General features: G+C 72.9%; 30 protein-coding genes. 19 read left to right on the top strand and 11 right to left on the bottom strand.

What is annotated here, in order from left to right:
- Positions 1-24: 24 nt before the first annotated feature.
- From ACPZVR_RS12830 to ACPZVR_RS12820, 3 genes are all read left to right on the top strand, one after another.
- A complete protein-coding gene (locus ACPZVR_RS12830; protein ID WP_436699985.1) occupies positions 25-621 on the top strand; it encodes a TetR/AcrR family transcriptional regulator in 597 nt (198 codons plus the stop codon).
- Positions 618-1,031 (top strand): HIT family protein, encoded by a 414-nt coding sequence (locus ACPZVR_RS12825; protein WP_436699984.1) that lies wholly within the window; start codon positions 618-620, stop codon positions 1,029-1,031. The genes ACPZVR_RS12830 and ACPZVR_RS12825 overlap by 4 nt, the downstream gene beginning before the upstream one ends.
- Positions 1,032-1,094: 63 nt before the next feature.
- Positions 1,095-1,865: an SDR family NAD(P)-dependent oxidoreductase gene (locus tag ACPZVR_RS12820; protein ID WP_436699982.1), complete on the top strand. Its 771-nt coding sequence runs from the start codon at positions 1,095-1,097 to the stop codon at positions 1,863-1,865.
- Between the two features lie 55 nt (positions 1,866-1,920).
- Here ACPZVR_RS12820 and ACPZVR_RS12815 read toward each other — a convergent pair whose 3' ends face one another.
- Both ACPZVR_RS12815 and ACPZVR_RS12810 read right to left on the bottom strand, forming a co-directional pair.
- Entirely contained in the window at positions 1,921-2,898 is a 978-nt protein-coding gene (locus ACPZVR_RS12815; protein WP_436699981.1) for a hypothetical protein, read from the bottom strand.
- Positions 2,895-3,392, bottom strand: coding sequence for a SigE family RNA polymerase sigma factor (locus tag ACPZVR_RS12810; RefSeq protein WP_436699980.1), 498 nt, complete (start codon positions 3,390-3,392; stop codon positions 2,895-2,897). The genes ACPZVR_RS12815 and ACPZVR_RS12810 overlap by 4 nt, the downstream gene beginning before the upstream one ends.
- A 131-nt stretch (positions 3,393-3,523) precedes the next feature.
- Here ACPZVR_RS12810 and ACPZVR_RS12805 point away from each other — a divergent pair, with 131 nt between their 5' ends.
- Both ACPZVR_RS12805 and ACPZVR_RS12800 read left to right on the top strand, forming a co-directional pair.
- On the top strand, positions 3,524-4,555 hold the full coding sequence (locus ACPZVR_RS12805) for a DUF3048 domain-containing protein (RefSeq protein ID WP_436699978.1): 1,032 nt from the start codon (positions 3,524-3,526) through the stop codon (positions 4,553-4,555).
- A 157-nt stretch (positions 4,556-4,712) separates the two neighbouring features.
- Entirely contained in the window at positions 4,713-5,159 is a 447-nt protein-coding gene (locus ACPZVR_RS12800; RefSeq protein ID WP_436699977.1) for a hypothetical protein, read from the top strand.
- 13 nt (positions 5,160-5,172) lie between these two features.
- Here the strand turns inward: ACPZVR_RS12800 and ACPZVR_RS12795 are convergent, their stop codons facing one another.
- Positions 5,173-5,895 carry a TetR/AcrR family transcriptional regulator gene (locus tag ACPZVR_RS12795; protein WP_436699976.1) on the bottom strand — a complete coding sequence of 241 codons (723 nt, stop codon included), beginning with the start codon at positions 5,893-5,895 and terminating at the stop codon, positions 5,173-5,175.
- Between the two features lie 180 nt (positions 5,896-6,075).
- Here ACPZVR_RS12795 and ACPZVR_RS12790 point away from each other — a divergent pair, with 180 nt between their 5' ends.
- The 9 genes from ACPZVR_RS12790 to ACPZVR_RS12750 all read left to right on the top strand — a co-directional run bounded on the left by ACPZVR_RS12790 (position 6,076) and on the right by ACPZVR_RS12750 (position 15,616).
- On the top strand, positions 6,076-6,621 hold the full coding sequence (locus ACPZVR_RS12790; protein ID WP_436699975.1) for a hypothetical protein: 546 nt from the start codon (positions 6,076-6,078) through the stop codon (positions 6,619-6,621).
- Between the two features lie 128 nt (positions 6,622-6,749).
- On the top strand, positions 6,750-7,310 hold the full coding sequence (locus ACPZVR_RS12785) for a YqgE/AlgH family protein (protein ID WP_436699974.1): 561 nt from the start codon (positions 6,750-6,752) through the stop codon (positions 7,308-7,310).
- A gap of 72 nt (positions 7,311-7,382) precedes the next feature.
- Positions 7,383-7,943, top strand: a complete 561-nt coding sequence (locus tag ACPZVR_RS12780) for a TetR/AcrR family transcriptional regulator (RefSeq protein ID WP_436699973.1) — start codon at positions 7,383-7,385, stop codon at positions 7,941-7,943.
- The gene (locus ACPZVR_RS12775) at positions 7,940-9,436 is read left to right on the top strand and encodes an MFS transporter (protein WP_436699972.1); all 1,497 of its coding nucleotides are present in this window, start codon (positions 7,940-7,942) and stop codon (positions 9,434-9,436) included. The genes ACPZVR_RS12780 and ACPZVR_RS12775 overlap by 4 nt, the downstream gene beginning before the upstream one ends.
- A gap of 10 nt (positions 9,437-9,446) precedes the next feature.
- Positions 9,447-9,734, top strand: a complete 288-nt coding sequence (locus tag ACPZVR_RS12770) for a DUF3039 domain-containing protein (RefSeq protein ID WP_436699971.1) — start codon at positions 9,447-9,449, stop codon at positions 9,732-9,734.
- Positions 9,731-11,500 carry a DEAD/DEAH box helicase gene (locus ACPZVR_RS12765; protein WP_436699970.1) on the top strand — a complete coding sequence of 590 codons (1,770 nt, stop codon included), beginning with the start codon at positions 9,731-9,733 and terminating at the stop codon, positions 11,498-11,500. The genes ACPZVR_RS12770 and ACPZVR_RS12765 overlap by 4 nt, the downstream gene beginning before the upstream one ends.
- A gap of 97 nt (positions 11,501-11,597) precedes the next feature.
- Entirely contained in the window at positions 11,598-12,401 is an 804-nt protein-coding gene (locus tag ACPZVR_RS12760) for an ABC transporter ATP-binding protein (protein WP_436699969.1), read from the top strand.
- Positions 12,402-12,438: 37 nt separating this feature from the next.
- Positions 12,439-13,470 (top strand): iron-siderophore ABC transporter substrate-binding protein, encoded by a 1,032-nt coding sequence (locus ACPZVR_RS12755; protein ID WP_436699968.1) that lies wholly within the window; start codon positions 12,439-12,441, stop codon positions 13,468-13,470.
- A 19-nt stretch (positions 13,471-13,489) separates the two neighbouring features.
- On the top strand, positions 13,490-15,616 hold the full coding sequence (locus tag ACPZVR_RS12750) for an iron ABC transporter permease (RefSeq protein WP_436699967.1): 2,127 nt from the start codon (positions 13,490-13,492) through the stop codon (positions 15,614-15,616).
- Between the two features lies 1 nt (position 15,617).
- Here ACPZVR_RS12750 and ACPZVR_RS12745 read toward each other — a convergent pair whose 3' ends face one another.
- Positions 15,618-16,127 (bottom strand): winged helix-turn-helix transcriptional regulator, encoded by a 510-nt coding sequence (locus ACPZVR_RS12745; protein ID WP_436699966.1) that lies wholly within the window; start codon positions 16,125-16,127, stop codon positions 15,618-15,620.
- 64 nt (positions 16,128-16,191) lie between these two features.
- Here ACPZVR_RS12745 and ACPZVR_RS12740 point away from each other — a divergent pair, with 64 nt between their 5' ends.
- Entirely contained in the window at positions 16,192-16,656 is a 465-nt protein-coding gene (locus ACPZVR_RS12740) for a PaaI family thioesterase (RefSeq protein WP_436699965.1), read from the top strand.
- A gap of 39 nt (positions 16,657-16,695) precedes the next feature.
- On the opposite strand, the gene ACPZVR_RS12735 is transcribed toward ACPZVR_RS12740, so the two are convergent.
- Positions 16,696-17,997: an MFS transporter gene (locus ACPZVR_RS12735; RefSeq protein ID WP_436699964.1), complete on the bottom strand. Its 1,302-nt coding sequence runs from the start codon at positions 17,995-17,997 to the stop codon at positions 16,696-16,698.
- The gene (locus ACPZVR_RS12730; RefSeq protein WP_436699963.1) at positions 17,994-18,425 is read right to left on the bottom strand and encodes a MarR family winged helix-turn-helix transcriptional regulator; all 432 of its coding nucleotides are present in this window, start codon (positions 18,423-18,425) and stop codon (positions 17,994-17,996) included. Before ACPZVR_RS12730 ends, ACPZVR_RS12735 begins: the two co-directional genes overlap by 4 nt.
- A gap of 66 nt (positions 18,426-18,491) precedes the next feature.
- Here ACPZVR_RS12730 and ACPZVR_RS12725 point away from each other — a divergent pair, with 66 nt between their 5' ends.
- From ACPZVR_RS12725 to ACPZVR_RS12715, 3 genes are read left to right on the top strand one after another with little or no spacing between them, the layout of a single operon-like run.
- Positions 18,492-19,034, top strand: a complete 543-nt coding sequence (locus ACPZVR_RS12725) for a DUF1697 domain-containing protein (protein WP_436699962.1) — start codon at positions 18,492-18,494, stop codon at positions 19,032-19,034.
- Between the two features lie 31 nt (positions 19,035-19,065).
- Positions 19,066-19,374 carry an ATP-dependent Clp protease adapter ClpS gene (gene clpS, locus ACPZVR_RS12720; RefSeq protein WP_436699961.1) on the top strand — a complete coding sequence of 103 codons (309 nt, stop codon included), beginning with the start codon at positions 19,066-19,068 and terminating at the stop codon, positions 19,372-19,374.
- A gap of 12 nt (positions 19,375-19,386) precedes the next feature.
- Positions 19,387-19,971, top strand: coding sequence for a DUF2017 domain-containing protein (locus ACPZVR_RS12715; protein WP_436699960.1), 585 nt, complete (start codon positions 19,387-19,389; stop codon positions 19,969-19,971).
- Positions 19,972-20,006: 35 nt separating this feature from the next.
- On the opposite strand, the gene ACPZVR_RS12710 is transcribed toward ACPZVR_RS12715, so the two are convergent.
- From ACPZVR_RS12710 to ACPZVR_RS12695, 4 genes are read right to left on the bottom strand one after another with little or no spacing between them, the layout of a single operon-like run.
- A complete protein-coding gene (locus ACPZVR_RS12710) occupies positions 20,007-21,263 on the bottom strand; it encodes an FAD-dependent oxidoreductase (protein ID WP_436699959.1) in 1,257 nt (418 codons plus the stop codon).
- Between the two features lie 10 nt (positions 21,264-21,273).
- Entirely contained in the window at positions 21,274-21,897 is a 624-nt protein-coding gene (locus tag ACPZVR_RS12705; protein ID WP_436699958.1) for a maleylpyruvate isomerase family mycothiol-dependent enzyme, read from the bottom strand.
- On the bottom strand, positions 21,894-22,742 hold the full coding sequence (locus ACPZVR_RS12700; RefSeq protein ID WP_436699957.1) for a fumarylacetoacetate hydrolase family protein: 849 nt from the start codon (positions 22,740-22,742) through the stop codon (positions 21,894-21,896). Before ACPZVR_RS12700 ends, ACPZVR_RS12705 begins: the two co-directional genes overlap by 4 nt.
- Before the next feature lie 2 nt (positions 22,743-22,744).
- Entirely contained in the window at positions 22,745-23,911 is a 1,167-nt protein-coding gene (locus ACPZVR_RS12695; RefSeq protein WP_436699956.1) for a cupin domain-containing protein, read from the bottom strand.
- Positions 23,912-23,981: 70 nt separating this feature from the next.
- Here ACPZVR_RS12695 and ACPZVR_RS12690 point away from each other — a divergent pair, with 70 nt between their 5' ends.
- Positions 23,982-24,731 carry an IclR family transcriptional regulator gene (locus tag ACPZVR_RS12690; RefSeq protein ID WP_436699955.1) on the top strand — a complete coding sequence of 250 codons (750 nt, stop codon included), beginning with the start codon at positions 23,982-23,984 and terminating at the stop codon, positions 24,729-24,731.
- Here ACPZVR_RS12690 and ACPZVR_RS12685 read toward each other — a convergent pair.
- Complete coding sequence (locus ACPZVR_RS12685; RefSeq protein WP_436699954.1) at positions 24,706-25,356, bottom strand: TetR/AcrR family transcriptional regulator; 651 nt, start codon at positions 25,354-25,356, stop codon at positions 24,706-24,708. The two genes, ACPZVR_RS12690 and ACPZVR_RS12685, sit on opposite strands and share 26 nt — an antisense overlap.
- Between the last annotated feature and the right edge of the window lie 64 nt (positions 25,357-25,420).

The following is a 25,420-nucleotide window of genomic DNA, read 5'->3' as shown; positions in this document are numbered from 1 at the left end:
GGCATCTTGGTAGCGTTCGCCCTCGTGACGAGTGGAACCGGAGCGGCGGAGGCGGGCGCCTCGCTGTCGGGGGTGCGCGAGCGCACCCGACGCGCGATCGTCGACACCGCCGTCACCGTCTGGAGCCGGGACTGGAACGCCTCGCTCGGTGACGTGGCGACCGGCGCGCAGGTCAGCCGCAGCACGCTGCACCGCTACTTCCCCGACCGGCAGCGCCTGGTGCTGGCGGCCCGCGAGCACGCGCTGCAGCTGCTCGCTGAGGCCGCGGGCACGGCGATGCAGGGCTGTGCCACCGCGGTGGAGGAGCTCGCGGCGCTGCTCCGGGCCATCGTTGAGGTCGGCGACGCGGTCATCTACCTCTATGCCGACCCCACGCGCTTCGGCGACGCCGTCGCGGAGGACCAGGACGACAGCGCGGACCTGCGCGAGGTCGTCGTCCGCGCCGCCGAGGACGGGGCGATCGACGCCTCGGCCGGCCCCGACTGGGTCATCTCCGCGCTCTACTCGATCGGCTACGCGGCCGCGGAGGCCATCAACCACGGCACCCTGCCGCGCAACCGGGCCGGCGACGTCGCCGTACGCACCTTCCTGCACGGCCTGGGCCGGGAGGAGGCGCGATGACGGACTGCGCCTTCTGCGCGATCGTCGCCGGTGACGCCGAGGCCGACGTCGTCCTCGACGAGCCCGGACTGCTCGCGTTCCTCGATCGCCGTCCGGTGTTCAAGGGCCATGTGCTGCTCGTGCCCCGGAGCCACGTCGTCACCCTGCCCGACCTGCCCGCCGACCAGCGCGACGGCTTCCTGGCCGCGGCCCAGCGGCTGGCGAGTGCCGTCGTCGAGGGACTCGGCGCCCAGGGCAGCTTCGTCGCCATGAACAACGTGGTCAGCCAGTCGGTGCCGCACCTGCACCTGCACGTCGTGCCGCGCACCAAGGGCGACGGTCTGCGCGGGTTCTTCTGGCCCCGCACGAAGTACGCCGCGGGCGAGTCGGCGCAGTACGCCGCCCGCCTGCGCGCCGCGCTGGCGTCGTAGGCTGCGGCCGAATCGGACGCGGTCCCGGGCCCAGACCCGGGCAGAGAGAGCTGAGGTAAGCAGATGGGTCGTTTCGACGGGCGAGTCGCCGTCATCACCGGAGCCGCGCGCGGGATTGGCTTCGGCACCGCCACCCGCTACGCCGAGGAGGGCGCATCGGTCGCGATCGTCGACCTCGACGAGGCCGCCGCGGCCGAGGCAGCCGCGAAGCTGCCGCTGGTCGAGGGCGCCCGGGCCGTCGGCATCGGGGCCAACGTCTCCGACGGAGCGTCGGTCGAGGCCGCCGTCGAGCGGGTGGTCGCCGAGCTCGGTGGCATCCACATCCTCGTCAACAACGCGGGCATCACCCGCGACAACCTGCTGTTCAAGATGACCGAGGACGACTGGGACCTGGTCATGGGCGTGCACCTCAAGGGCGCCTTCTTGATGACCAAGACCGCGCAGAAGCACTTCGTGGAGCAGAAGTACGGCAAGGTCGTGAACATCTCGAGCATCTCCGCGCTCGGCAACCGCGGCCAGGCCAACTACTCGGCGGCCAAGATGGGCATCCAGGGCTTCACCCGGACGCTCGGCATCGAGCTCGGCCCGTTCGGCATCAACGTCAACGCCGTCGCGCCCGGCTTCATCGCCACCGAGATGACCGACGCGACCGCGGCCCGCCTCAAGATGGACGTCGAGGAGTTCCGCCGCCTCAACGCCGAGGCCAACCCGGTCAAGCGGGTCGGTGCGCCCGCGGACATCGCCGCCGCGGTCACCTTCCTGTCCAGCGACGAGGCGTCCTACATCACCGGCCAGACCCTGTACGTCGACGGCGGCATCTCGCTCGGCACCTGAGTGCCCGGAGTCGGGTGGGTGAGCGTGGCCCCGAGGTCACTCTCACCCAGCCGACTCACGCGAACCAGAAGCCGGCGGTCGCCAGCGCGGTCACCTGATCGAGGCTGAGCGGCGGCTCGCCGGCGATCACCTCGTGCCCCCGGGCATCACCGTCGGGGCTGTTGAAGGCCGAGACGTCGATCGACCAGCCGTCGGGGGTGCAGATCGAGGCCCAGTTGCCCGTGAAGCCGCTGGTGTCGGAGCCGTCCCCGCCGTCGCCGGAGCGCGGCCACAGCCAGGACCCGTCGGGGAGCTGACGGCCCTCGGGCCCACAGCGCCTCTTCGGCGAGTACGCCGTGCGCTTGGCCAGGCAGGCCGGGTCGGCGGCACACTTCTGCTCGCGTGCCCTGCTGGCCCACGAGATGCACTCCTGCTCGGGGGTCAGCCCGACCGTCAGGGCCTCCTCGGTCGAGGAGAAGGTCGGCGCGTTCTCGCCCGCGTTGCGCGCCGCCTGGTTCCAGGTTCGCTGGTCCGCGTCGACCAGCGACGCGTCACAGCCGTCGGGCTTCGGGCCGGGCTCGAGTGACCGGGCCCAGGCGTCGGGGTCGGCGCTCCCGTCGCTGACGCGGACCTCCACGGCGGCGCCGTCGAGGAGCAGGCTGATCTCCAGGCCCCGCTCGTAGGGCACGTCGGGCTCGTCGAACATCGGTGTGGTCGTGACCCCGGTGACCGCGCCGTCGGGCAGGTGGTCGAGCAGGCGCTGCACGAGGACCTCGTCGCTCGGGAGCGTGCGCTGGTTCTCGGGGGTGAGCGGGCCGGGCGCGGCCGTGGCCGGGTCCGCAGCGGTGTCGTCGCCGCCGGGCTGCCAGGGCTGACCGGCGAGGCCGCCGACGATGAGGACGGCCGTGGTGCCGAGCGCCGCGACCGTGACGGCGCGGCGGCGCCGCAGCCGGCTCCGGCCGCGCTGCGCGGCACCGGCCACGAGCGCGGTGACATCGGGGTCGAGCCGGTCCGCGGCGCGCTCCAGCACCGTGCTGAGCTCGTGCTCGTTCATCGCAGGACCTCCTTCCGCATCCGCGCCAGTGCGCGCATGCATCGATTGCGCACCGCCCCTGGAGACAGGCCGAGGAGGTCGGCGACCTCGTCGACCGACCGGTCCTCCAGATGGCGCAGCACCACCACCGCGCGGTCGACCGGGCCGAGGTCGGCCAGCGCGTCGACCAGCGCCACCCGCAGTTCGGTCGTCTCGGCGTGGTCCACCCCGCCCGGGTCCGGGCCCGGCAGGTCGGCGTACGGCGTCTCGGTGCTGCTGCGCCGGCGCCGGGAGCTGATGAAGGTGCGGGTCAGCACGGTCTGCGCGTACGCCGCCGGGTTGTCCAGCGGCGGCCCGATCCGGCGGCTCATCCGCACGTAGACCTTCGCCAGCGTCTCCTGCACGAGGTCCTCCGCCTCCGCGCGGTGCCCGCACAGCAGCCAGGCCGAGCGGTAGAGCTCGGCCGCCCGGGCACGGGCGACCTCCTCGAACGGGTCCGGCACGGGGTCGATCATGGCTCTCCTGGGTCGATGCTCTGTCACCGGTCTCGACGCGTCCCGACCCGCCCGCGTCACAGGTCCGTCGCCTCCGCGACACGCGGGGCCCGGCTCCAGCCTCGGGACGCGGCGTGGGACAGACTGACCGCGTGCGTGTTTCCACCCTCCGCAGCGCCCTGCCCGCCTCGCTCGTCGTGCTGAGCCTCGTGCTCGCCGGATGCGGGGGTGGGGACGACGGCGACCAGAAGTCGGGCGGCGACAGCAGCTCCCAGGAGACCCCGGAGCCCGAGGTGCCGCAGATCTGGCCGCTGACCGGGCTCGAGGCCGCGGAGGGCGAGTCCGTCGAGCTGGACCGCCCGGTCGTGGTGACCAAGATCGACAACTCGCCGGCCAGCTCGCCGCAGGTCGGGCTCGGCAAGGCCGACCTGGTCGTCGAGGAGCTGGTGGAGGGCGGCATCACGCGCCTCGCGGCGTTCTACTACTCCCAGCTGCCCGGCGACATCGGGCCGGTCCGCTCGATGCGGGCCAGCGACATCGGCATCGTGTCGCCGGCGGGCGCGGTCATCGCGACCAGCGGCGGCGCCGCCGAGACGCTGCCGCGCATCGACCGGGCCAAGATCAAGTACTTCAGCGAGGGCGGTCCGGGCTTCTACCGCAACAGCGGCCGCCGCGCGCCCTACAACCTCTTCACCGACCTGAAGAAGGTCGCCAAGGCCGCCGAGGACGGCAAGACCGCGCGCCCGGCCGACTACCTGCCGTGGGGCACCGAGGCGGACTTCGCGGGCGGTACGCCGGCCCCGACCCTCTCCGCTCACTTCGGCAGCCGCACGACGAACTGGCGCTTCGAGAACGGCACCTACGTCAACACCAACTCCAACGCCGCGCAGGGCGACCACTTCCAGGCCAGCTCGGTGCTCGTGCTGCGGGTCAAGGTCGTCGACGCCGGCTACAGGGACCCGGCCGGCAACTTCGTGCCGGAGAGCAAGTTCGAGGGCACCGGCGCCGCCCAGCTGTTCCACAACGGGCAGGTCGTCGAGGGCACCTGGTCCAAGGACAGGGCCGACTCGTCGCTGAGCCTGGCCACCGCCGACGGCGCCGAGCTCAAGGTCCCGGCCGGCAAGGTCTGGATCGAGCTGGTGCCGGTCGACGCCAACGACGGCTCGGTGACGGTCGGTCAGTAGCCGCCGTCCCGCCGGGACGCGCGGCCGTGATCTTGTCACGCGGATGACGAGATCGGGGCCGCTCCCCGGAGGGTCCGGCGGGCGCCCGGACCCGCGCCGTCGATCCGTCTAGCGTCCTCCTCGACAGAGGATCACGACGGCCGACACGAGATATGACATGAGGCGCTACGGGGAGCCGAGGGCTCGGCCCGCCACCATCGTCGTGGTCGTGATCCTCGCGCTGGTGGCGCTGGCGAGCGGTGTCGTGGCGGCGTTCGACTCCGACTCGGCGCTCGCGCACCGGCCGCTGCCGGTGGGCGAGGGCAGGGCAGCCGCGGTCGCGTCCGTGCACCGCGACCACCGGGCGGCGTGCGCGGCGTTCCTGGCGACGTCGTCGCCCCGCTTCGTCGACCCGCGGGTCGCGGCGCAGGACCGTGACGCGCTCGAGCGTTCGCTGATGGGGGACCGGCCCGACGACGGGGTGCGCTCGATCGGGCTCACCCGGTGCGGGAACGCCGAGGTGATCGTGGTCGGTGTCGCGGACGACTCCGTCCGGGTGCCGGCCGCGGGGCCCGGCGGCACGCCGGTGCTCGTCCACCTGCAGTCCGCGTTCTTCGCCTTCTGACCCCGTCCGGGCCTCACTCCCGGCGTTCGGCGTCCCGGTCGTCGCCACCGCCGAACGCGCTCGGCATCGCGACACCCTGCTCCACCAGGCTCTGCACGCCGGCGAGCAGGAAGCCGATCGCGCTCTCGACCCGGCGGGCGGCGGCCTCGGGGTCGGCCGCCATGGCGACGGACTCGCCGGCGGAGGACATCGCGCCGAAGAAGATCCGCGCGAAGGTCTGCAGCATGTCCTCGTCGAGGTCCCAGGAGCCGGCGTCGAGGGTGGCGCGGACGATCTCGACGATATTGGCGAAGGTCGAGCGCTCCTCCTGCTCGCGGTAGCGCTCGTAGCCGAGCACCGCGGGCCCGTCCTGGATGACGATGCGCCGGTACGGCGACTCCTGGACGACGTCGAGGAAGGAGCGCAGGCCCTCGGTGGCCTTGCGCCACGGGTCCTTCTCGCTGCGCAGCGACTTCTGGATCCGTTTCGCGGCCTGCTGCTCGACCCGCTCGAAGACGGACTCGAACAGCGCCTGCTTGCCCGAGAAGTGGTGGTAGAGCGCGCCCTTGGTGACCCGGGCACCGGAGACGATCGCGTCGAGGGAGGTGGCGGCGTACCCCTTCTCGGCGAACAGTCGCTCCGCGACGTCGACGAGGGCCCGCTTGGTCGAGGCGGAGTACGACGCCCGCCGGGATCCGCCCGGAACGCCGGGCACGGGGACCTTGGGGACGAGTTTCGACACCGATGCCTTCGCCACCGACTCAGCATAGGCGCGGGCTCGGGCCGGGCGTGACACCGGTCACGGCCCGGGGTGGGCGGGATCACGGTGTCGCGCCGTTGGGCATACCCGCGGTCTGCTCCATACTCGTAGTACGTACCAGCGGTATGTCGGAGCTCCCGAATCCGACGACCGCCGATCGAACGAGGAGTGCTGACCATGACCTGGACGGCCTTTCACCACCGGGGCGAGACCCTCCGCTCCGTCATCGCGACCTCCGCCGTCCGCCGCGACGGCCTGCTGCCCATGGACGTCGACGGCGTGTCCGCGGCCTTCCGCGACGAGCTGGACCTGCTGGCCGCCCTCACCCTGAAGTGGCACACCCGCCTGTCCGGCCAGATCGAGCGGATGCTCGCCCATCAGCCGATGGACCTCGACGAGGCCGTCGCGATCGCCTGGAGCAACACCGCCCACGAGCTGCCCGGCGTACGGATGATCATCGACCACTACCGGGAGCACCCGATCGACGAGGCCATGGCGTCGGCGATGACCGCCGCCGTCTTCAAGGAGCGCCACCTGCTGGCGGTCATGGCCGGACGCACCAGCATCGGTGACGCCGCGGCCGGCCGGATCGGCGCGGAGATCGAGGAGCGGGCCCGTCTGCTCCACCGCGGACTGCCGGTGATCGCGCCGGACGTGGCCTATGCCGAGCCGGAGGTGCGTGGCTCGCTGCTGGAGCGGCTGCGCGCCGTCGTCGCCGCCTGAGTCACTTGCGACCAAGTGTCACAGCACGTTAGCCACCACATCAGCCTCATCGGTCCCACAACGGTGCTGTAACACTTGGTTGCATGAGCGGCGCCTCCGCATGCGCGTGCGCGGGGGATGATGGAGGCATGGCGAGCGAGTTGAGTGCCGGGCAGCTGCTGTTGGCGTCGGCGGAGCTGCTCGATCCCCACTTCGTCGACACCGTCGTGCTGCTGCTCGACGTCAACGACGACGGGGCCCTCGGGGTGGTCCTCAACCGACCCACGGCACTGCCGGTCTCCGAGGTGCTGGGCGACTGGGGCGAGGTCGTGGAGGAGCCCGAGGTGCTCTTCCAGGGCGGCCCGGTCGCGACCGACGGCGCGCTCGCCGTCGCGCTCGCGGCGCCGGGTGGGGAGGATGCCGCCGGCTTCCGGCCGGTGTGGGACCGGGTCGGCCTGCTCGACCTCGACACGCCGCGCGAGCTCGTCGACGGCACGGTCGACCGGCTGCGGATCTTCGCCGGGTACGCCGGCTGGGGCGCCGGCCAGCTCCAGGCCGAGATCGCGGAGGGCAGCTGGTACGTCGTGCCGGGCCGGGTGGACGACGTCTTCGGCGGCGACACCCGCGACCTGCGGCGTCAGGTGCTGCGCCGCCAGCCCGGTGACCTCGCGCTCCACGCCACCCGACCGCAGGACCCGGAGCTCAACTGAGGTTCCTCAGGCTCCTCCGATTTGAGACTTGGTTGTCTCATGTGAGACATTGAAGTCTCACTAGGAGGAATCATGAGTACCCGGGACACGGTGCTGGCCGCCGCCCAGCGCCTGCTCGCCACGGACCCGACCGCGCCGATGGCGCAGATCGCCGCCGCGGCCGGTGTCGGCCGCGCGACCGTCCACCGTCACTTCGCCAGCCGCGAGGACCTGCTCCACGAGATCGGCCGCCGCTCGCTCGACCGCTGGGCCGAGAGCATGGCCGAGGCGGGCCTGGCCGCAGCCGTCGCGTCCGCCGATCCGGCGCAGATCCGCGCCTGCCTCGACGACATGCTCGGGCGCTTCGTGGTCGACGCCGACGAGTACGGCATCGCACTGACCGACCCCACCGTCGTCAACGGCCCCGCCCTGCGGGAGCGCGCCGACGAGCTGTTCGCCGAGGAGGTCACCCTCTACGCCGCCGCCCAGACCGCCGGCGTGCTGCGCTCCGACGTCCCCGCCCGCTGGCTGGGGCACTCGCTGTTCGGCCTGCTCGTGGCCGTGCGCGACGCGCTGCTCGCCGGTGACATCGCGGTGCGCGACGCGCAGGACCTGGTCCGCACCGCGTTCCTCGAGGGAGGTGGCGCCCGATGACCGCCACCACTCCGCGCGCCGCCGCCTCGTCGGGTCGCGCCACGCAGGACCGCCGCCGCTGGGGCGGCCTGGCCGTGCTCGCGGCCAGCCTGCTCGTCGTGGTGATGGACATGACCGTCCTCAACGTGGCCCTGCCCGACCTCACCGCCGACCTGCAGGCCGGCGCGCTCGCCCAGTTGTGGATCGTCGACGTCTACTCGCTGGTCCTGGCCGGTCTGCTCGTCCCCGTGGCCGCCCTGGCCGACCGGTGGGGCCGGCGTCGCATGCTCCTCACCGGCTTCGCGATCTTCGCCCTCGCCTCCCTGGCGGCTCTCGTCGCCCGCAGTCCCGGCGACGTGATCGCCGTCCGGGCGCTGCTCGGCATCGGTGGCGCGATGATCATGCCGGCCACGCTCTCGCTCATCCGGGCCCTCTTCCCGGACGCCCGGGAGCGGGCCTTCGCCCTCGGCCTGTGGGCCGCGACCGCCGCGGTCGGCGGTGCCATCGGCCCGATCGTCGGCGGTGCGCTGCTCAGCGCGTTCAGCTGGCACGCCGCCTTCCTGGTCAATGTGCCGCTGATGGTCGTCGCGCTCGTCGCCGGCGTCCTGCTGCTGCCCGAGAGCCGCTCGGCGAGGCCCGGTCGGGTCGACGCGCTCGGTGTCCTCCTCTCGGTGGGCGGCATGGTCGCGGCCGTCTACGGCGTCAAGCACCTCGGCAAGGGCGACCTCGACGTCGTCACCGTGCTCGTCCTGCTCGCGGGCTTCGCGCTGCTGGCCGTGTTCGTGCGGCGCTGCCTGCGCCAGGACGACCCGATGCTCGCGGTGCGGCTCTTCGGCAATCCGGTCTTCCGCTCCGGCGTGGCCACGGCGCTGGTGAGCAGCACCGCGATGATGGCGCTGCTGTTCGTCGGCTCGCAGTGGCTGCAGCTGGTGCAGGGCTGGAGCCCGCTGGTGGCCGGCGTCGCGCTGCTGCCGATGGCGCTCGGCGGGCTGATCGGTCCACCGCTGGCACCGGCCGTCGCCGCCCGCTTCGGCGCCCGCAACGTCGTGGTCGCGGGGCTCGTGGTGCTCGCCGCCGGACTGCTCGTGCTGTGGGTCCTCCCGCGCCCGCTGGCCTACGCCGGCGTCGCCGTCGCGTTGCTCCTCGTCGGCTTCGGTACGGCGGCACTGGGCCTGGGCTCCGCGCTGATCATGGGCTCGGCGCCGGTGCACCAGGCGGGGTCCGCGGCCGCGATCGAGGAGATGTCCTACGAGGTCGGCGGGGTGCTCGGCATCGCCGTGCTCGGCAGCCTCGCCGGGGTGGTCTACCGCCACGGCCTCCCGGCGGGCGCGGACGACTCAGCCGTCGAGTCCGTCTCGGGCGCCCTGGGGACGCCGTTCGAGTCCGCCGCGCTGGCGTCGTACACCGACGCCTTCGGCGCGGTCGGCCTCGTGGGCGGTGTGCTCACCGTGGTCGTCGCGGTCCTCGTGTGGTTCGGGCTCCCGAAGGACGTCGATGTGTCCGGCAGCCACTAGACTGCCCGGTGTGACCACGATCGGCTTCTCGACAGAAACGGACGTCCGCGAGGACCGCCGTACCGTCCCGACCGACGAGGGCGACCACGAGCGTTTCTCCCACTATGTGGAGAAGGACAAGCTCACCGAGGCGATGGTCATGGGCACCCCCGTGGTGGCCCTGTGCGGGAAGGTGTGGGTGCCCAGCCGGGCGCCGGAGAAGTTCCCCGTCTGCCCGGAGTGCAAGGAGATCTGGGAGGGCCTCGGCGACGACAAGGGCGACGGCAAGGGTCCGGAAGGGTCCGGTCCCGACGCATGACCTCGCTCGGTCCGGCCTGGCCGGAGCGGGCAGCCTGGGGCACGGCGCCGTCGCTGCGTGCCTGGCAGTCCGCCGCGCTCACCGACTACCTCGCCCGCAACCCGCGTGACTTCCTCACCGTCGCCACGCCCGGCGCCGGCAAGACGACCTTCGCCCTGACCGTCGCCGCCGAGTTGCTCGGCCGCCGGGTGGTCGACCGGCTGATCATCGTCGCGCCCACCGAGCACCTCAAGCTGCAGTGGGCCGAGGCGGCGGCGCGCGCAGGGCTGCCGATCGACCCGACCTACTCCGCGGGCTCGGGCAAGATCTCCAGCGACTACGTCGGCGTCGCGGTCACCTACGCCGGCGTCGGCGTCAACCCGCTCGCGATGCGGATCCGCACCGAGCGCTTCAAGACCCTGGTCATCCTCGACGAGATCCACCACGCCGGGGACTCGCTGAGCTGGGGCGAGGGGGTCCGGGAGGCGTTCGAGCCGGCCGCGCGCCGCCTCGCGCTGACGGGCACGCCCTTCCGCTCCGACATCAACCCGATCCCCTTCGTCACCTACGCGCCCGGCGAGGGCGGCGTGCCGACGTCGGTGGCCGACTACACCTACGGCTACGCCGACGCGCTGTCCGACCACGTCGTGCGGCCGGTGCTGTTCTTGGCCTACTCCGGCCAGATGAGCTGGCGGACCCGGGCCGGCGACGAGGTGGCCGCCTCCTTGGGCGAGCCGCTCACCAAGGACATGACCTCCCAGGCGCTGCGCACGGCGCTCGACCCGAACGGGTCGTGGATCCCGTCGGTGCTCGCCGCGGCCGACAAGCGCCTGTCCGAGGTGCGCCGCCACATCCCCGACGCGGGCGGCCTCGTGATCGCCTCCGACCAGGACAGCGCCCGCGCGTACGCCAAGCTGCTCAAGCAGATCAGCGGCGAGTCCGCGACCGTCGTGCTGTCCGACGAGAAGGCGTCGTCGAAGAAGATCTCGACCTTCAGCGAGAGCGACAGCCGCTGGATGGTCGCGGTCCGGATGGTGTCCGAGGGCGTCGACGTGCCGCGGCTCGCGGTCGGGGTGTGGGCGACGACGACCTCGACGCCGCTGTTCTTCGCCCAGGCCGTCGGCCGCTTCGTGCGGGCGCGCAAGCGCGGCGAGATCGCCTCGGTGTTCCTGCCGTCGGTGCCGAACCTGCTCACCTTCGCCGCCGAGCTCGAGGCGCAGCGCGACCACGTCCTCAAGCGCCGGGTCAGCGATGACGGCGACATCTTCGCCGCCGAGGACGACCTGCTGGCGCAGGCCAACGCCGGTGACGCCGCCTCCGACGAGCTCGAGGCGCTGCCCTTCGAGGCACTCGGCTCGGAGGCGCGCTTCGACCACGCGCTGTACGACGGCGCGCAGTTCGGCCACGAGGGCGAGGTGCACGTGGGATCGGACGAGGAGATGGACTTCCTCGGCATCCCCGGCCTGCTCGAGCCCGACCAGGTCAGCGCCCTGCTCCAACAGCGGCAGGCGGACCGGCGTCGTACCCGCCGACCGGCCCAGGAGTCCGACGAGCGCCACGCCGACACCGTCGCCGAGGTCACCACCCACGAGCACCTCGGCCTGCTGCGCCGTGAGCTCAACTCGCTCGTCGCGTCCTGGCACCATCGCACCGGACAGGCGCACGGGATCACCCACGCCGCGCTGCGCAAGGAGTGCGGCGGGCCGGCCGCGGCGGTCGCCAACGCCGACCAGCTGCAGAAGCGGATCGACCGGATCCGGGAGTGGGCGGTCCGCAAGACGTCCTGAGCGGCGGGCTGGCGGAACAACCGGTCGACCGGCGATCCCTGCACGCGTGAGCCAGCCCATAGGAAAGGCTCGCCTTAGTTAGGCTAGGCTGCGACGCGTGACGACGGTGCTCGAAGGACGCGACCTGGTGCTGGGCTACCAGCGCGCCACGGTGGTGCACGGGGTCTCGGTGCGTCTGGAGCCCGGACGGGTCACCGCGCTCATCGGGCCCAACGGCAGCGGCAAGTCGACGGTGCTCCGCTCGCTGGCCCGACTCCACCCCGTCGCGTCCGGACAGGTCACGCTCGACGAGCACGACACCGCGCCGCTGAGCGCCAAGGAGTTCGCCCGTCGGGTGACCCTGCTGTCCCAGTCGCGCCCGCACCCGTCGGGGCTCGAGGTCCGCGACGTCGTCGCCTTCGGGCGGCACCCCCACCGCGGCCGCTTCGCCGGGTCGACTGACGCCGACCGGGCCGCGATCGACCACGCCATGCAGGTCACCGGCATCGACGGCATGGCCGACCGGCCCGTCGACCAGCTCTCCGGCGGCGAACTCCAGCGGGTGTGGCTGGCCACCTGCCTGGCCCAGGACACCGCCGTCGTGCTCCTCGACGAGCCGACCAACCACCTCGACCTGCGCTACCAGGTCGAGACCCTCGACCTGGTCCGCGACCTCGCGGACCGGCACGGGACGGCGCTCGGCGTCGTCCTCCACGACCTGAACCATGCCGCCACCGTGGCCGATCAGGTCGTGCTGCTGCACCAGGGCGCCGTCCGCGCGGTCGGCGCGCCCGCCGACGTACTCACCGCCGAGCACCTCTCGGCCGTGTACGGACTGCCCATCCGCGCCTTCGTCGACCCGGACACGGGCGCGGTGCGGGTGGAGGCCCAGGGCAGACACCACCGGCACCGCTCCAGTTGACGCGCGCCGAACCCCACCGAACGACAGTGAGGAACCGATGAAGACCCGACCGACGACCGCTGCCCTGACGCCGGTGCTGGCGCTGCCGCTCGGCCTGCTCCTGGCGGCCTGCGGCACCACCGACACCGGATCCGACGACAAGGCGGCCCCCAAGGCCAACGACTCGGCCGAGTGCTCGGCCGACGAGACCACGACCTCGACCGGCCCGGTGACGCTCACCGACAGCTACGGCCGCACCGTCGAGCTCGACAAGCCCGCCGAGCGGGTGGCCGTGCTCGAGTGGCAGCAGGTCGAGGACGTGCTCACGCTGTGCCTCACCCCCGTCGCGGTCGCCGACGCCGAGGGCTACACCACCTGGGACACCGCGGAGAAGCTGCCCGAGGGCGTCACCGACGTCGGCACCCGCGGCGAGCCCAACCTGGAGACCCTGTTCGGGACCAACCCCGACCTGGTGATCGTCGAGGCCTACACCGCGGAGGACGAGATCCTCAAGCAGCTCGCGAAGTACGACGTCCCGGTGCTCGCCACCAAGGGCGCCGACGCCGCCGACCCGGTCGCGAACATGATCGACACCTTCGAGCTGATCGCCCAGGCCACCGGTCGCGAGGAGCGCGCCGAGGTCGTGGTCGACGCCTTCGACGCGCACCTCGCCGAGGCCAAGGAGAAGCTCGCCGACGTCGAGACGACCGAGTTCGTGTACTTCGACGGCTGGATCCAGGGCGGCAACGTCTCGATCCGCCCGTTCGGGCAGGGTTCGCTCATCGGTGAGCTCGGCGAGGCCCTCGGCCTCACCAACGCCTGGACCGGTGAGGTCGACGAGGCCTACGGACTCGGCCAGACCGACATCGAGGGGATGAGCGAGCTCGGCGACGCCACCTTCTTCTACACCGGCACCGTCGACCCCGAGGGCGACGTCAACGCCGCCCTCGCCGAGAACGCCGTGTGGCAGAAGATCCCGGCCGTCGCCGAGGGCCGCTCGCACGCGTTCCCCCCGGGCGTGTGGACGTTCGGCGGTCCGCGCTCGGCCGAGCAGATCGTCGACGCCTACGTCGACCTGCTCACCCGCTGATCACGAGTAGGCCCACCGCATGACCCTCGAGCAGCAGCAGCCCACCGTGACGGGACGCCCCGCGCCGTCCGGGGCGCGGCCCCGCCTCGGCCGCGCCGGCGTCACCGGCGCCACCGGTGCGCTGCTGCTGCTCGTCATCGCGCTGGTCGGCGTGTCCACCTGGCACCTCACGCAGGGCACCTCCGCGGTGGGTGCCGGCGACCTCCTCCGCTGGGTCCTCGGCGACCGCGAGAGCGGTCCGGGCGCCGACCCCGGCGACGTCCTCCTGGGCTCGCGGGTGCCCCGCCTCGCGGCCGGCATCGCCGTCGGCTTCGCCCTGGGCGTCGCCGGCGCGCTCTTCCAGTCGCTGGCCCGCAACGCCCTCGCCTCGCCCGACACCCTCGCCGTGACGGGCGGTGCCTACCTGGCCGTCACGATCGTCGCCGCGTTCGGCGTGACGGTGCCGATCTGGGCCTCGGGGCTGACCGCCTTCGCCGGCGGCGCGCTCGCCGCCTTCGTCGTGCTCGGCCTGGCGGGTGGCGCCGGTACGGCGACCACCCGTCTCGTCCTGGCCGGCTCCGCGGTGGCTCTCGCCCTGCAGGCAGCCACCTCGACGCTGCTCATCCTCTTCGAGGAGGAGACCACGAGCCTGTTCGCCTGGGGGAGCGGGTCCCTGAGCCAGCTCGGGCTGCGCGCCTTCCAGCAGGCGGCGCCCGTGGTCGTGGTGTGCACCCTGGCGGCGTTGCTGCTGGCCCGCCGTCTCGACCTGCTCGGCCTCGGCGACGACAGCGCCGCCGTGCTCGGCGTACCGGTCCGCTCGACGCGTGCCGCGGGCACCGTGCTCGCCGTGCTGCTGACCGCGGCGTCGGTCACGCTGGCGGGCCCGATCGGGTTCGTCGGGCTCTTCGCGCCGGTCATCGTGCGGCTGTGCGGGCGGATGGTCCCCGCCCTCAACCGTCATGCGGTGCTCCTCCCAGCCGCCGGCCTCACCGGCGCCGTCGTCGTGGTGCTGGCCGACGCGCTCATCCGCGCGGTGCTCGGCGCCGACGAGGCGATCTCCATCCCCACCGGCATCACCACGACCCTGCTCGGCGCGGTCGTCATGATCGCGCTCGCCCGGCGCAGCCGCGACTCGGGTCCGACCCGCCAGCCCGCCGCCGCGCGGGTGCGGGTGGGCAGCCGGCTGCGCTTCGCCGTCGTCCTCGTCGTGGTGGTCGCGGCCGCCGCGGCCGTCACCCTGCTCGGCCTCCTGGCGGGCGACACCTGGCTGAAGGCCGGAGACCTCTCCCTGTGGGCGCGCGGCGACGCCGCGCCGCTCATCCAGTTCGCGCTCGACGAACGCGCGCCGCGGGTCGCGGCCGCGGTCCTCGGCGGTGCCGCGCTGGCGCTCTCGGGCGCGCTGGTCCAGGCGACCTGCCGCAACCCCCTCGCCGAGCCCGGCATCCTCGGCATCACGGGCGGCGCCGGCGTCGGTGCCGTCGTCGTGGTGACCGGCGCGGGCGTGTCGCAGGCGGCGAGCAACAGCGCGATCCTGGTCGGCGCCGTCATCGGCGCCCTCGTCTCGTTCGCGCTCGTCTACGGGCTGGCCTGGCGGCACGGCCTCAACGCCGACCGGCTGCTGCTCATCGGCATCGGCACCTGGTACGGCGCGGTCGCGCTCACCACCTTCCTCCTCGTGCGCTCCAACCCCTGGGACACGCCGCGGATCTACACCTGGATGTCGGGCACGACGTACGGCCGGACCTTCGAGCAGGTGCTGCCCGTCGCCGTCGTGCTCGTCGTCGCGCTGCCGCTGGCCTGGCTGGTCCGCCGCGAGCTCGACCTGCTGGCCCTCGACGAGGACACCCCGCGGCTGGTCGGCGTACGACTGGAGACGGTGCGACTCGTCGTCCTGCTGACCGCGGCCCTGCTGGCGGCGACGAGCGTGGCGGCCGTCGGCGTGGTCGGCTTCGTCGGCCTGGTCGCGCCGCACATGGCGCGGGCCCTGGTCGGCGGTCGGCACGCGCGCTCGGTCCCCGTCGCGATCCTCCTCGGTGCGGTGCTCCTCGGGGTCGCCGACCTGGTCGGGCGCACGGTGATCGCCCCGGCGCAGATCCCGGCCGGGTTGGTCGTGGCGCTGATCGGTGCGCCCTACTTCGTCTACCTGCTGGCGCGCTCGCGCGCCTGACTCATCCCTGGAACGGGCGCACGCCCGGGCCCGGTCGCGTCGCCACCCGCCGCGGGTCGTCGACGTGGTGACCGGCCGCGCAGCGGACCTCGACGTGCACCGGCTCCTCGCAGTCGCGGTGCACGAAGACCGTGGGCGGGCCGCCCGGGTCGGCGAGGTGGCGGTCGCCCCAGTGGCTGATCGCGAGCAGGATCGGCTGGAGCTCGAGGCCCTTCGCGGTGAGCCGGTACTCGTGGCGGGTCCGCGCGCCGTCCTCGCGATAGGGCTCCTTGCGCAGGATGCCCTGCTCCACCAGCGACGCGAGCCGGTCGGTCAGCACCTGGCGCGGGATGCCGGCGTGCCGGCGGATGTCGTCGAAGCGGCGGACCCCGAGGAAGACCTCGCGCAGCACCACCACCGTCCACCGCTCGCCGAGGATCGCCATCGCCCGTCCGAGCGTGCAGTTGTCGACCGACCAGGCGAGGGCGGGCGGTGCGGCTGCCGGGGGAGCGGAGGGCGCGTCGGTGGCCATCGGTCCAGGATAGAGCGACCCAGGTCTCGTTGACAGACTCAGCCTGCGCTGATGTGATGGCGCCATGACTGAGTCCGTGATCCAGACCCAGATCGATCCCGCGTCGCTCGACGGGTTCGAGCAGCTGCGCGCGATGCTCGACGGCCGGCTCCCGACGGCGCCGATCGCCGAGACCCTGGGCTTCGTCGGCTTCGAGGTCCCCGAGCGTGGCACCGCGATCTTCGAGCTCGACCCCGAGCTGCGCCACTACAACCCGATCGGCAGCGTCCACGGCGGGGTGTTCGCCACGCTGCTCGACTCCGCCTGCGGCTGCGCCGTGCACTCCACGCTCGGCGTCGGCGAGGGCTACACCTCGCTCGACCTGACCGTGAAGTTCCTCAAGGCGGTCACCGTCGACTCCGGCCGGCTGCGCGCCGTCGGCACGGTGATCCAGCGCGGTCGCCGTACCGCGCTCGCCGAGGCGAGGCTGTACGACGGCCGCGAGCGGCTGGTCGCCTATGCGAGCTCCAGCTGCATGATCTTCGGCTGACGCCGGGTCGGCGTCGTATGTCGTTCAATCTGTGCCGGGTCAGGCGAGGTCCCCCAGCGCCTCGGCCTGGGCCTCCTCCGGGGAGTGGGGGGCCGGAGCGGACCCGCCGCGCAGCGCCGTGCTGATCGTGCGGGCGCCGGCCACGAGCACCACGACGCCCACCGCGACCGCGATCGCGCCGAACCAGAACGGCGCGGCCGAGCCCTGGTGCTCGGCGAGCTTGAGGGCGACGTAGGGTCCGACGGCGCCGCCGGTGAACCGTACGAACGAGTACGCCGCCGAGGCGACGGGCCGCTCGACCGGGGCGGCGCCCATGACGGCCTCAGTCACCAGGGTGTTGATGACGCCGAGGAACGCGCCGGCCGCGACGATGCCCACGATCACGACCGCGGCCGTGTCCGCGCCCACCGCCATCATCAGCAGGTCGAGCGCGAAGAGGGCGAGGGCGCCGATCAGGGCGGGCACCGTGCCGACCCGGCGCTGGACCCACGGGGCCAGCGCCACCGACGCCACGGCGAGCAGCACGCCCCAGCCGAAGAAGACCCAGCCGATCTGCATGATCCCGGCGTCGGGCAGGGCGAACGGGCCCGCCGCGAGCAGCGTGAAGAAGCCGAGGTTGTAGCAGACCGCGACAGCGGCGATCACGGCCAGCGCGGGATGGGCCAGCGCCCGGAACGGATCGGCGAGCGTGGTACGACGCGGGGCGGGTGGGGTCGCGGGGAGCAGCAGTGCGGTCGCGACGAGGGCGATGGTCATGAGCACGGACACGCCGAAGAACGGCCCGCGCCACGACTGCTCGCCGAGCAGACCGCCGACCAGCGGCCCGGAGGCGATGCCCAGGCCGAGGGCGGCCTCGAACAGGATGATCGCCTGGGCCAGGGATCCCTTCGACGAGCTCACGATCGTGGACAGCGCCGTCGCGATGAACAGCGCGTTGCCCAGTCCCCAGCCCGCGCGGAAGCCGATGACCGCGCCGACCGAGCCGGACATCCCGGCGAGGCCGGCGAAGACGATGATCAGGACCAGCCCGGCGAGCAGCGTCCGCTTGGCGCCGATCCGCGTGGAGACGACGCCGGTGATCAGCATCGCCACGCCCATCACCGCCATGTAGCTGGTGAACAGCAGTGAGACCTGGCTCGGCGTCGCCTCGAGCCGGGCCGCGATCTCCTTGAGGATCGGGTCGACCAGGCCGATGCCCATGAACGCGATGACGCAGGCGAAGGCGACCGCCCACACCGCGCGCGGCTGGCGCAGGAACGAGCCGGACTCGGCGGCGTGGCCGGGGGTCGGCGTGGGGGTGGGAGTGTGGGTGGGGGTGCCGGGATCGGCGGTGGCGGTCACGAGTGTCCTTCCGTGGGGTCGAGGACGGCCTGGAGCACGGCCACGGCGGTCGCGAGGTCGTCGGTGGAGAGATCGGTCCGGCGGGCGAGACGCTCGGAGACGAGCGCGGCGCTGAGTCGCCGGATGCGGCGCAGCTCGGCGCGCCCGGCGTCGGTGAGCGCCACGAGCGTGCCGCGGGCGTCGGCCGGGTTCGCGGTCTTGGTCACCCAGCCCACCTCGACGAGCTGGCGGACCTGGCCGGTCATCGTCGGCTGCGAGCAGCGGTCGGCCTGGGCGAGCGCGGTGATCCCGAGCGGGCCGAGCTCGTCGAGGATCGACAGCACCCGGGTGCCGGCGCTGGGTGCGTGCTCCCGGCGGACGAGTCGCACCAGCCGGGCGGCGTAGACCGTCAGGTCGCTGCTGAGGTCGTCGGTGTCGCAGGAGGTCACGTCCGGCCAATTTACATTGGAAACCTATGGATGTCACGTGTCGGTGGCCCACGCCACAATGGCGCCATGCCGACCTATGTCGCCTTCCTGCGCGCGATCAACCTGGGGCCGAACCGCACGTTCGCGAAGGCCGACATCGTCGCCGCGACCGAGGACGCCGGGGGAGCCGACGTGCGCACGCACATCAACACCGGCAACGTCCGGCTGACCACCTCGCTGCGCTCGCGGGCGAAGGTCGAGGCGGCCCTCGAGGCGGCGTACCGCGAGCGGGCCGGCTTCGAGATCCCCACGATCGTCTACTCGCCCGCCGAGCTGGTCGCGATCGCCGAGGACGCCCGGGAGCTCACGGCCGCGCGGCCCGATCTCGAGCGGCACTACGTCTACCTGCTGAAGGACGAGCCCGACCCCGCACTGGTCGCCGCGATCGAGGCGCGCAGCGATGACGTCAACGCGGTCGTCGTACGCCGGCGCGCGGCCCACGTCCTGCTGGGACCCGGCTACCGGGCCGGTGGCGTCGACCCCTACAAGACGGAGAAGGCGCTGCAGGTGACCGCCACCAACCGCAACTTCAACGTCGTGACGACGCTGGCCGACCTGTGGTGCTCGTGAGCGTCCCGGAGCGCTGTGACACGATGGAGTCGTGACGACCGCGAGCCCGGAGAAGGTCGATCCGGGAGTCCAGCAGGACCTCACCCCGGACGAGATCACGCTCGCCGACACCCCCTGGGTGACGGTGGTGTGGAACGACCCCGTGAACCTGATGTCGTATGTCACCTTCGTCTTCCAGAAGCACTTCGGCTACGGCAGGAAGAAGGCCGAGAAGCTGATGATGGAGGTGCACGAGGACGGGCGGTCCGTGGTCAGCAGCGGCACGCGCGAGGAGATGGAGCGCGACGTGCAGGCCATGCACGAGTACGGCCTCTGGGCGACTCTTTCGAAGGCTGAGTGAGCAGCACCCGACATGACCTCTGGATTCGTCCGGCACCGCCGGAGCAAGCGTGCCATCGCGACCTTCTCGGTCTTCGAGGCCGACCTGCTGCGCTCGCTGGCCGCCCAGCTCGTCGAGCTGCTGCACAACGAGTCGGCCGTGGCCGCCACCGAGCGTGACCCGCTCGAGGCGCTCCTCGACTTCTCCGGGCCGACGACCGAGCCGGAGGACCCGGTGCTGCGCCGGCTCTTCCCCAACGCCTACCGCGGCGACGACGAGGCGGCCGGTGAGTTCCGCCGGTTCACCGAGGGCACGCTGCGCGACGGCAAGGCCCGCGCGGCGGCATCGGTGATCGACGTGCTCGAGGAGGCCGGGCTGCCGCCCGAGCCGACCGGCGAGGACCTCACCATCGACGTCGAGCTCGATCCGGAGACGGCGCTGGTCTGGCTGCGCTCGTTCACCGACCTGCGGCTGGCCCTCGGCACCCGCCTCGGGGTCGAGGAGGGCGACGAGGACTACTGGTACGCCCTGCCCGACGAGGACCCGCGCGCCCAGGCCCACCACATCTACGAGTGGCTGGGGTTCCTCCAGGAGACGCTGGTCCACGCCGTGCACTGAGCCCGGGGGTGCCGCCCCCCGGGCGGGTGCCGCGTTCAGCGCGTGGGAGCGAGGTCCACCGAGGCGAGCGGGACCACCGGGTACATCGGGGGCTCGTCCTCCGGCGTGAGGGCGGTCGGCCCGTAGATCCAGTCGGTGTAGGTGTAGTCGTGGGTCTCTCGCGCGCGCAGCAGCTGGTTGCGCCGGTCGCGGGCGAGCCCGTCGAGATGCCACAGCTCGCCCCAGGCCCGCGCGGTGAGGACCACCCGGCGGCAGTGCTCGGGACGGACGGCCTGGTAGGCGGCGAGGGCGCCGTCCCAGTCCACCGTGCGGGCCGTGCCGTCGCCGGAGGTACGCCGGGCGACGTGCTCGGCGAGCACCCACCCGTCCTCGATCGCCATGATCGCGCCCTGGGCCATGTACTGCAGCGGCGGGTGGGCGGCGTCCCCGAGCAGGGCGATCCGCCCGTGCACCCAGGTCATGATCGGGTCCCGGTCGTACATCCGCCACCACTTGTCGCGCCACATGTGCGGGATGCCGTCGCGCACGGCGGCGCATGTCCGCGCGAACGCCGCGTCCAGCTCGTCCGGCGTCCCCCAGTCCTCCTCGCCGGCCCGCGCCTTCGGCGACTCGAAGACCGCGACCTGGTTGAGCAGCTCGCCGCCACGCAGGCCGTAGTGGACGAAGTGGCAGCCCGGGCCGACGTAGACGACGACCTCGGAGAGGTCGACGGGACGCCCCGCGGTCTCCGCGACCGGAACGGTGCCGCGGTAGGCGACGTACGCCGAGGAGACCGGCTCGTCGTCCACCAGGAGCCCGCGGGCGACCGAGTGCAGTCCGTCCGCGGCGAGGACCACCGGCGCCTCGTGGACGGTCCCGTCGGCAAGGGTTACGCGGGCGCCGGCACCGGTGCTCTCGTACGCCGTCGCGCGGGCGTCGGTGAGCAGCTCGACGCCGATCTCCTGGCAGGCGCGCAGGAACAGCCCGTGCAGATCGCTGCGGTGGATGACGAGATACGGGAAGCCGTAGCGGCGCTCGAGGTCGACCAGGTCGAGCCGGGTCAGCTCGGTGGCGTCGACGGCGTCGCGCATCACCATCGAGGCCGGGACGACGCCCAGCCGGCGGGCCTCGTCGAGCAGGCCGTAGTCGTCGAGGATCCGGGTGCAGTTGGGCGCCAGCTGGATGCCGGCCCCCACCTCGCCGAACGCGGGTGCCTGCTCGAGCACGCGCACGGACAGGCCGGTCCGGGTCAGGGCGTAGGCGGTGCTGAGCCCGCCGATGCCGCCACCGACCACGATCACGTCGGGATTCATCGGATTCCTCTCACAGCCACGGACCGAGGTCCGGGGCGTCGCTCAGGTGATGGGGACGGCCGGCCAGCCAGGCGGCGACCTCGGGGAGTGGGCCCGCGACGTCGGGGGCGCCACCGCGCTTGGCGGTGATGTCGGCGACCAGTGCGTCGAGGAAGTCGGTGGGGAGGTCGGCGAAGGTGGTGCCGGTGTCGAGGTCGACGGCGTGGATCATGACCTCGCGGGCGCGTAGCCAGGGGATCTGGGTGGCGGGTACGGTGCGGCCGTGGGCGGTGCGGACCGCGTGCGCCCACTGGTCCTCGCTCAGGGCGTCGAGGGCGGTGGCCAGTGCCGTGGCGGAGCGGGTCTGCCAGGCCGTGAGGTCGGCCGCGGGGAGCATCGCGCCGCGCTCGATGCCGGCTGCCCGTTGGTCGGGGGAGGTGTACATCGGGGTCTCGGTGCCGGTGCGTGCCCAGTGGGCGAGGTTGAGCAGGGCGTCGGCGTTGGCGGCGACGTGGGCCAGGACGTGGCCGCGGGTCCAGTCGGGCAGGAGGCTGGGCGCGGCGCAGGCGGCTGCGTCGAGGCGTGCCGCCGTCGCGTCGAAGAGCTGTTGTCCCTGGCGCATCCAGCGCAGGGCGTCGGCGGGGGCCATGGTCATTGCTTGACGATCCGGTTGGTGCAGGCGCCGATGCCTTCGATCGTGGTGGTGACGGTCTCGCCGCCGAGGAGGTAGATCTGGGGGTCGCGGGCGTGGCCGACGCCGGCGGGGGTGCCGGTGGCGATGAGGTCGCCGGGGTTGAGGCGGGTGATGGTGGAGACGTAGCGGACGAGGTGGACGGGGTCGAAGAGCAGGGTGGCGGTGTTGTCGGACTGCATGAGGCGGTCGTCGACGGTGGTTGTCACGGTGAGTGCGGGGCGGACGCCGCCGGGGAGCTCGTCGGGGGTGACGAGCCAGGGTCCGACCGGTGTCGAGGAGTCCCAGATCTTGCCTTGGGTCCACTCGATGGTGCGGAACTGCCAGTCGCGTACGGAGATGTCGTTCATGACGGTGAAGCCGGCGATCGCGGCCTCGGCCTCGGTCTCGGTGGCGCGGCGGACGGGTCGGCCGATGACGATGACGAGCTCGACCTCCCAGTCGAGGGCGTCGGTCTCGGGGGGCTTGACGATGTCGTCGTTGGCGCCGATGAGGGTGTCGGCGAACTTGGGGAACAGGGTGGGGTGGGTGGGCAGCTCGCGGCCCATCTCCTTGATGTGGTTGGTGTAGTTGTGGCCCACGCAGATGACCTTGGACGGGTTCGGCACGACGGGGGCGAAGTCGGCGCCCTCGACGTCGTACGTCGCGGCGCCGGCGGCATCGGCGGAGGGCGCGCCGGCGGTGGGGTCGGCGGCCAGGTAGGCCCCGAGGTCGTCGTAGCCGAGGTCGACCAGCACGTCGTGTCCGTCGCGGTTCTCGAGGCGGACGGCCCGGGTCCCGTGGGGGGTGCGGATGGTGGCGAGCCTCATGGTCAGTCGTCCTTCGGGGTGCGGTGGAGTCGGTGGAGTCGGTGGAGTTGGAGTGCTTCGAAGACGGGCGCGTCGGAGAAGCGGAAGAGGTCGAGGGTGCCGCCGCCGGTGGTGGTGTCGGAGTCGGTGGCCCCGGCCTCGGAGCGGGCGGTGAAGGGCTGCCAGGAGGGGACGACGAACAGGTCGCCGCGGGTGACGGTCCAGGACCGGTCGCCGACGGTGACGGTGCCGGAGCCGTCGAAGACCTGGTAGACGCTGGAGCCGGTCTCGCGGACGGGGGCGGTCTGGGTGCCGCGGACGATGCGGTGCATCTCGGCGCGGATGGTGGGCAGGACGTCGGCGCCGGTGGCGGGGTCGGTGAACCGGACCGCGGCGTGGCCGGGCTCGACGGTGCCGGCGTACCCCTCGGCCTCGATGGCGAGCTGGTCGGTGAGCGCGCGGTCGGTGAACTCCCACTTGTAGGCCAGCAGCGGCGAGCCGGGGCTCGCCGGGGCGGCGCCGAGGGGGCGTAGGCCGGGGTGGCCCCACAGTCGCTCGGAGCGCGACCGGTCGGGGGTGGTTCGCTCGGCGTCGGTGATGGTGTCGCGGCCGAAGTCGAAGAACTGGGCCTCGGTGGCGTACTGGAACGGGATGTCGAGGCCGTCGATCCACGCCATCGGCTCGTTGGTGGCGTTGTGGTGGGCGTGCCAGTTCCAGCCGGCCTGGGGGAGGAAGTCGCCGCGGCGCATGGGGACCGGGTCGCCGCCCACGACGGTCCACACGCCCTCGCCCTCGACGACGAAGCGGAAGGCGTGTTGGGTGTGGCGGTGCTCGGGGGCGTCCTCGCCCGGCATGAGGTACTGGATCGCCGCCCACAGGGTCGGGGTCGCGAAGGGGCGTCCGCCGAGGGTGGGGTTGGCCAGCGCGATCGCGCGGCGCTCGCCGCCGCGGCCGACCGGGACGATGTCGCCGGCCCGGGCGGCCAGGGCTCGCAGGGCCTCCCAGCGCCACAGGTGCGGGACCGCGCGGGAGCGGGGGTGGGCGGGCATGAGGTCGCCGATCTCGGTCCACAGCGGGACCAGGAGCTCCTCCTCGAACCCGCGGTAGAGGGCTTCCAGGGCGGGCGTCACGTCGGGCTGGTCCGGCGCGGCGACGGCCTGCAACCGAACAGGGGTGGGAGCGGTGCTCATGGGGTCGAGGATGGGTCTCGCGCTCGGCGCCAGAAAATGAGATTCTGCGAGCCAGAAAACTGGAGGCGCTGTGAAGAACCGGCCGTCGTACGCCATCGAGTCGGTGGACAACGCCCTGCTGCTCGCCCAGCTGCTCCTGCTGGAGGGCCCGATGCGGGTGACCGACGCCGCGGAGCGCCTGGAGGTCTCCGCCTCCACGGCGCACCGCCTCTTCGCCATGCTCGTCTACCGCGACTTCGCGGAGCAGGATGCGGACAAGCGCTACCGGCCGGGCCCGCTCCTGCGGGGATCGACCGCGACGGCCGCGCCGCTGTCGGCGCTGCGTGAGGCCGCGCTACCCCACCTCCGGCGACTCGTGGACCGCACCGGCGAGTCGGTGAACCTCGTGGTGCTGACCGGGGCCGAGGCCCGCTTCGTCCAGACGGTCGAGTGCGACCGGCCGCTCCGCGTGGGTGATCGCACGGGCAAGGCACTGCCCGCGCACGTGAGCAGCGGCGGCAAGGCGATGCTCGCGGAGCTCGACGAGGCCGCCCTCGCCGCCGCCCTCGCGGACCTCGAGCCGGCCGCGCGGGCGAGGGTACGCCGCTCGCTGAGGGCGGTGCGGCAGAACGGCTTCGCGCTCAACAACGAGCAGACCGAGGCGGGACTGACGGCGATCGGCGTCGCGGTGCGCTGGGCGGAGGGCATGGCCGCCGGGATCTCCCTGGCCATGCCGACCGCGCGCTTCTCCCGCGACCGGGTCCCCGGGTGGGTCAAGGAGCTGCACGGCTGCGCCCGCGCGATCGAGAAGGCGCTCAGCTCGGCGGCGGAGCGGGGCTGAGGCGCGCCTCCCCGAGCGCCACGACGGCGTCGGCGAGCAGCTCCATCGCGGCGGTCAGGTCGCGCCGCGGATCGGCCTGCTGGGCCACGAACGCGCCGTCGAAGCCGGCGATGCCGAAGTAGTCGAGCTCGTCGGCCAGGCGGCGGGCGGCCTCGACGCCCACGGGGGCGAACGCGGTCGCGATCATGTGGTTCATGTAGGCGCGCCCGTCGCGGCGTACCTGCTCGATCATGGTGTCGACCTCGGCCTCGGCGGCCTCCGCGCTCATCACGAGGATGAGGTGCAGGCGCAGGAAGTCCGACCGGGCGAGGAAGACCTCCGCGGTGCGGACCAGGAACCAGCGCATCCGCTCGCGTGGCGTGGCACCCTCGGGACCGCCGGCGTGCGCTCGGCGCATCGCCTCGAAGAAGTCGTAGGCGCCGCGCGACATGACCGCGGTGAGCACGCCGCTCTTGGACTGGAAGTGGTGGTAGATCGCGCTCTTCGGCAGCCCACTCTCCTGGCTGAGCACCGAGAGCGTCGTGGCGGCGTACCCGCGCTCGGCCATCACCCGGGAGGCGATCTCGAGGATCTCCTCCCGCGAGCGCCGCCCCCGCCTGTTGGTCGTCCGCTGTCCGCTCACCACGCGCCGAAGCATAGGTGCGCCCCCTCCCGCAGGGGCGCCGAGCGTTTTCTGCACCACGGAATCC

This window comes from Nocardioides segetis (assembly GCF_051390595.1).
Taxonomy (GTDB): Bacteria; Actinomycetota; Actinomycetes; order Propionibacteriales; family Nocardioidaceae; genus Nocardioides.
Note: the sequence above shows the minus strand (reverse complement) of the source record. Positions and strands in the feature narration are given on the sequence as shown.

Coding starts and splice junctions, on each gene's coding strand:
- ACPZVR_RS12785 (WP_436699974.1), top strand. CDS start 6,750: ATGGCGAGCGAGTTGAGTGCCGGGCAGCTGCTGTTGGCGTCGGCGGAG.
- ACPZVR_RS12750 (WP_436699967.1), top strand. CDS start 13,490: ATGACCCTCGAGCAGCAGCAGCCCACCGTGACGGGACGCCCCGCGCCG.
- ACPZVR_RS12725 (WP_436699962.1), top strand. CDS start 18,492: ATGCCGACCTATGTCGCCTTCCTGCGCGCGATCAACCTGGGGCCGAAC.
- ACPZVR_RS12715 (WP_436699960.1), top strand. CDS start 19,387: ATGACCTCTGGATTCGTCCGGCACCGCCGGAGCAAGCGTGCCATCGCG.
- ACPZVR_RS12815 (WP_436699981.1), bottom strand. CDS start 2,898: ATGAACGAGCACGAGCTCAGCACGGTGCTGGAGCGCGCCGCGGACCGG.
- ACPZVR_RS12810 (WP_436699980.1), bottom strand. CDS start 3,392: ATGATCGACCCCGTGCCGGACCCGTTCGAGGAGGTCGCCCGTGCCCGG.
- ACPZVR_RS12700 (WP_436699957.1), bottom strand. CDS start 22,742: ATGAGGCTCGCCACCATCCGCACCCCCCACGGGACCCGGGCCGTCCGC.
- ACPZVR_RS12740 (WP_436699965.1), top strand. CDS start 16,192: ATGACTGAGTCCGTGATCCAGACCCAGATCGATCCCGCGTCGCTCGAC.
- ACPZVR_RS12765 (WP_436699970.1), top strand. CDS start 9,731: ATGACCTCGCTCGGTCCGGCCTGGCCGGAGCGGGCAGCCTGGGGCACG.
- ACPZVR_RS12705 (WP_436699958.1), bottom strand. CDS start 21,897: ATGACCATGGCCCCCGCCGACGCCCTGCGCTGGATGCGCCAGGGACAA.
- ACPZVR_RS12745 (WP_436699966.1), bottom strand. CDS start 16,127: ATGGCCACCGACGCGCCCTCCGCTCCCCCGGCAGCCGCACCGCCCGCC.
- ACPZVR_RS12695 (WP_436699956.1), bottom strand. CDS start 23,911: ATGAGCACCGCTCCCACCCCTGTTCGGTTGCAGGCCGTCGCCGCGCCG.
- ACPZVR_RS12825 (WP_436699984.1), top strand. CDS start 618: ATGACGGACTGCGCCTTCTGCGCGATCGTCGCCGGTGACGCCGAGGCC.
- ACPZVR_RS12755 (WP_436699968.1), top strand. CDS start 12,439: ATGAAGACCCGACCGACGACCGCTGCCCTGACGCCGGTGCTGGCGCTG.
- ACPZVR_RS12800 (WP_436699977.1), top strand. CDS start 4,713: ATGAGGCGCTACGGGGAGCCGAGGGCTCGGCCCGCCACCATCGTCGTG.
- ACPZVR_RS12820 (WP_436699982.1), top strand. CDS start 1,095: ATGGGTCGTTTCGACGGGCGAGTCGCCGTCATCACCGGAGCCGCGCGC.
- ACPZVR_RS12780 (WP_436699973.1), top strand. CDS start 7,383: ATGAGTACCCGGGACACGGTGCTGGCCGCCGCCCAGCGCCTGCTCGCC.
- ACPZVR_RS12710 (WP_436699959.1), bottom strand. CDS start 21,263: ATGAATCCCGACGTGATCGTGGTCGGTGGCGGCATCGGCGGGCTCAGC.
- ACPZVR_RS12775 (WP_436699972.1), top strand. CDS start 7,940: ATGACCGCCACCACTCCGCGCGCCGCCGCCTCGTCGGGTCGCGCCACG.
- ACPZVR_RS12790 (WP_436699975.1), top strand. CDS start 6,076: ATGACCTGGACGGCCTTTCACCACCGGGGCGAGACCCTCCGCTCCGTC.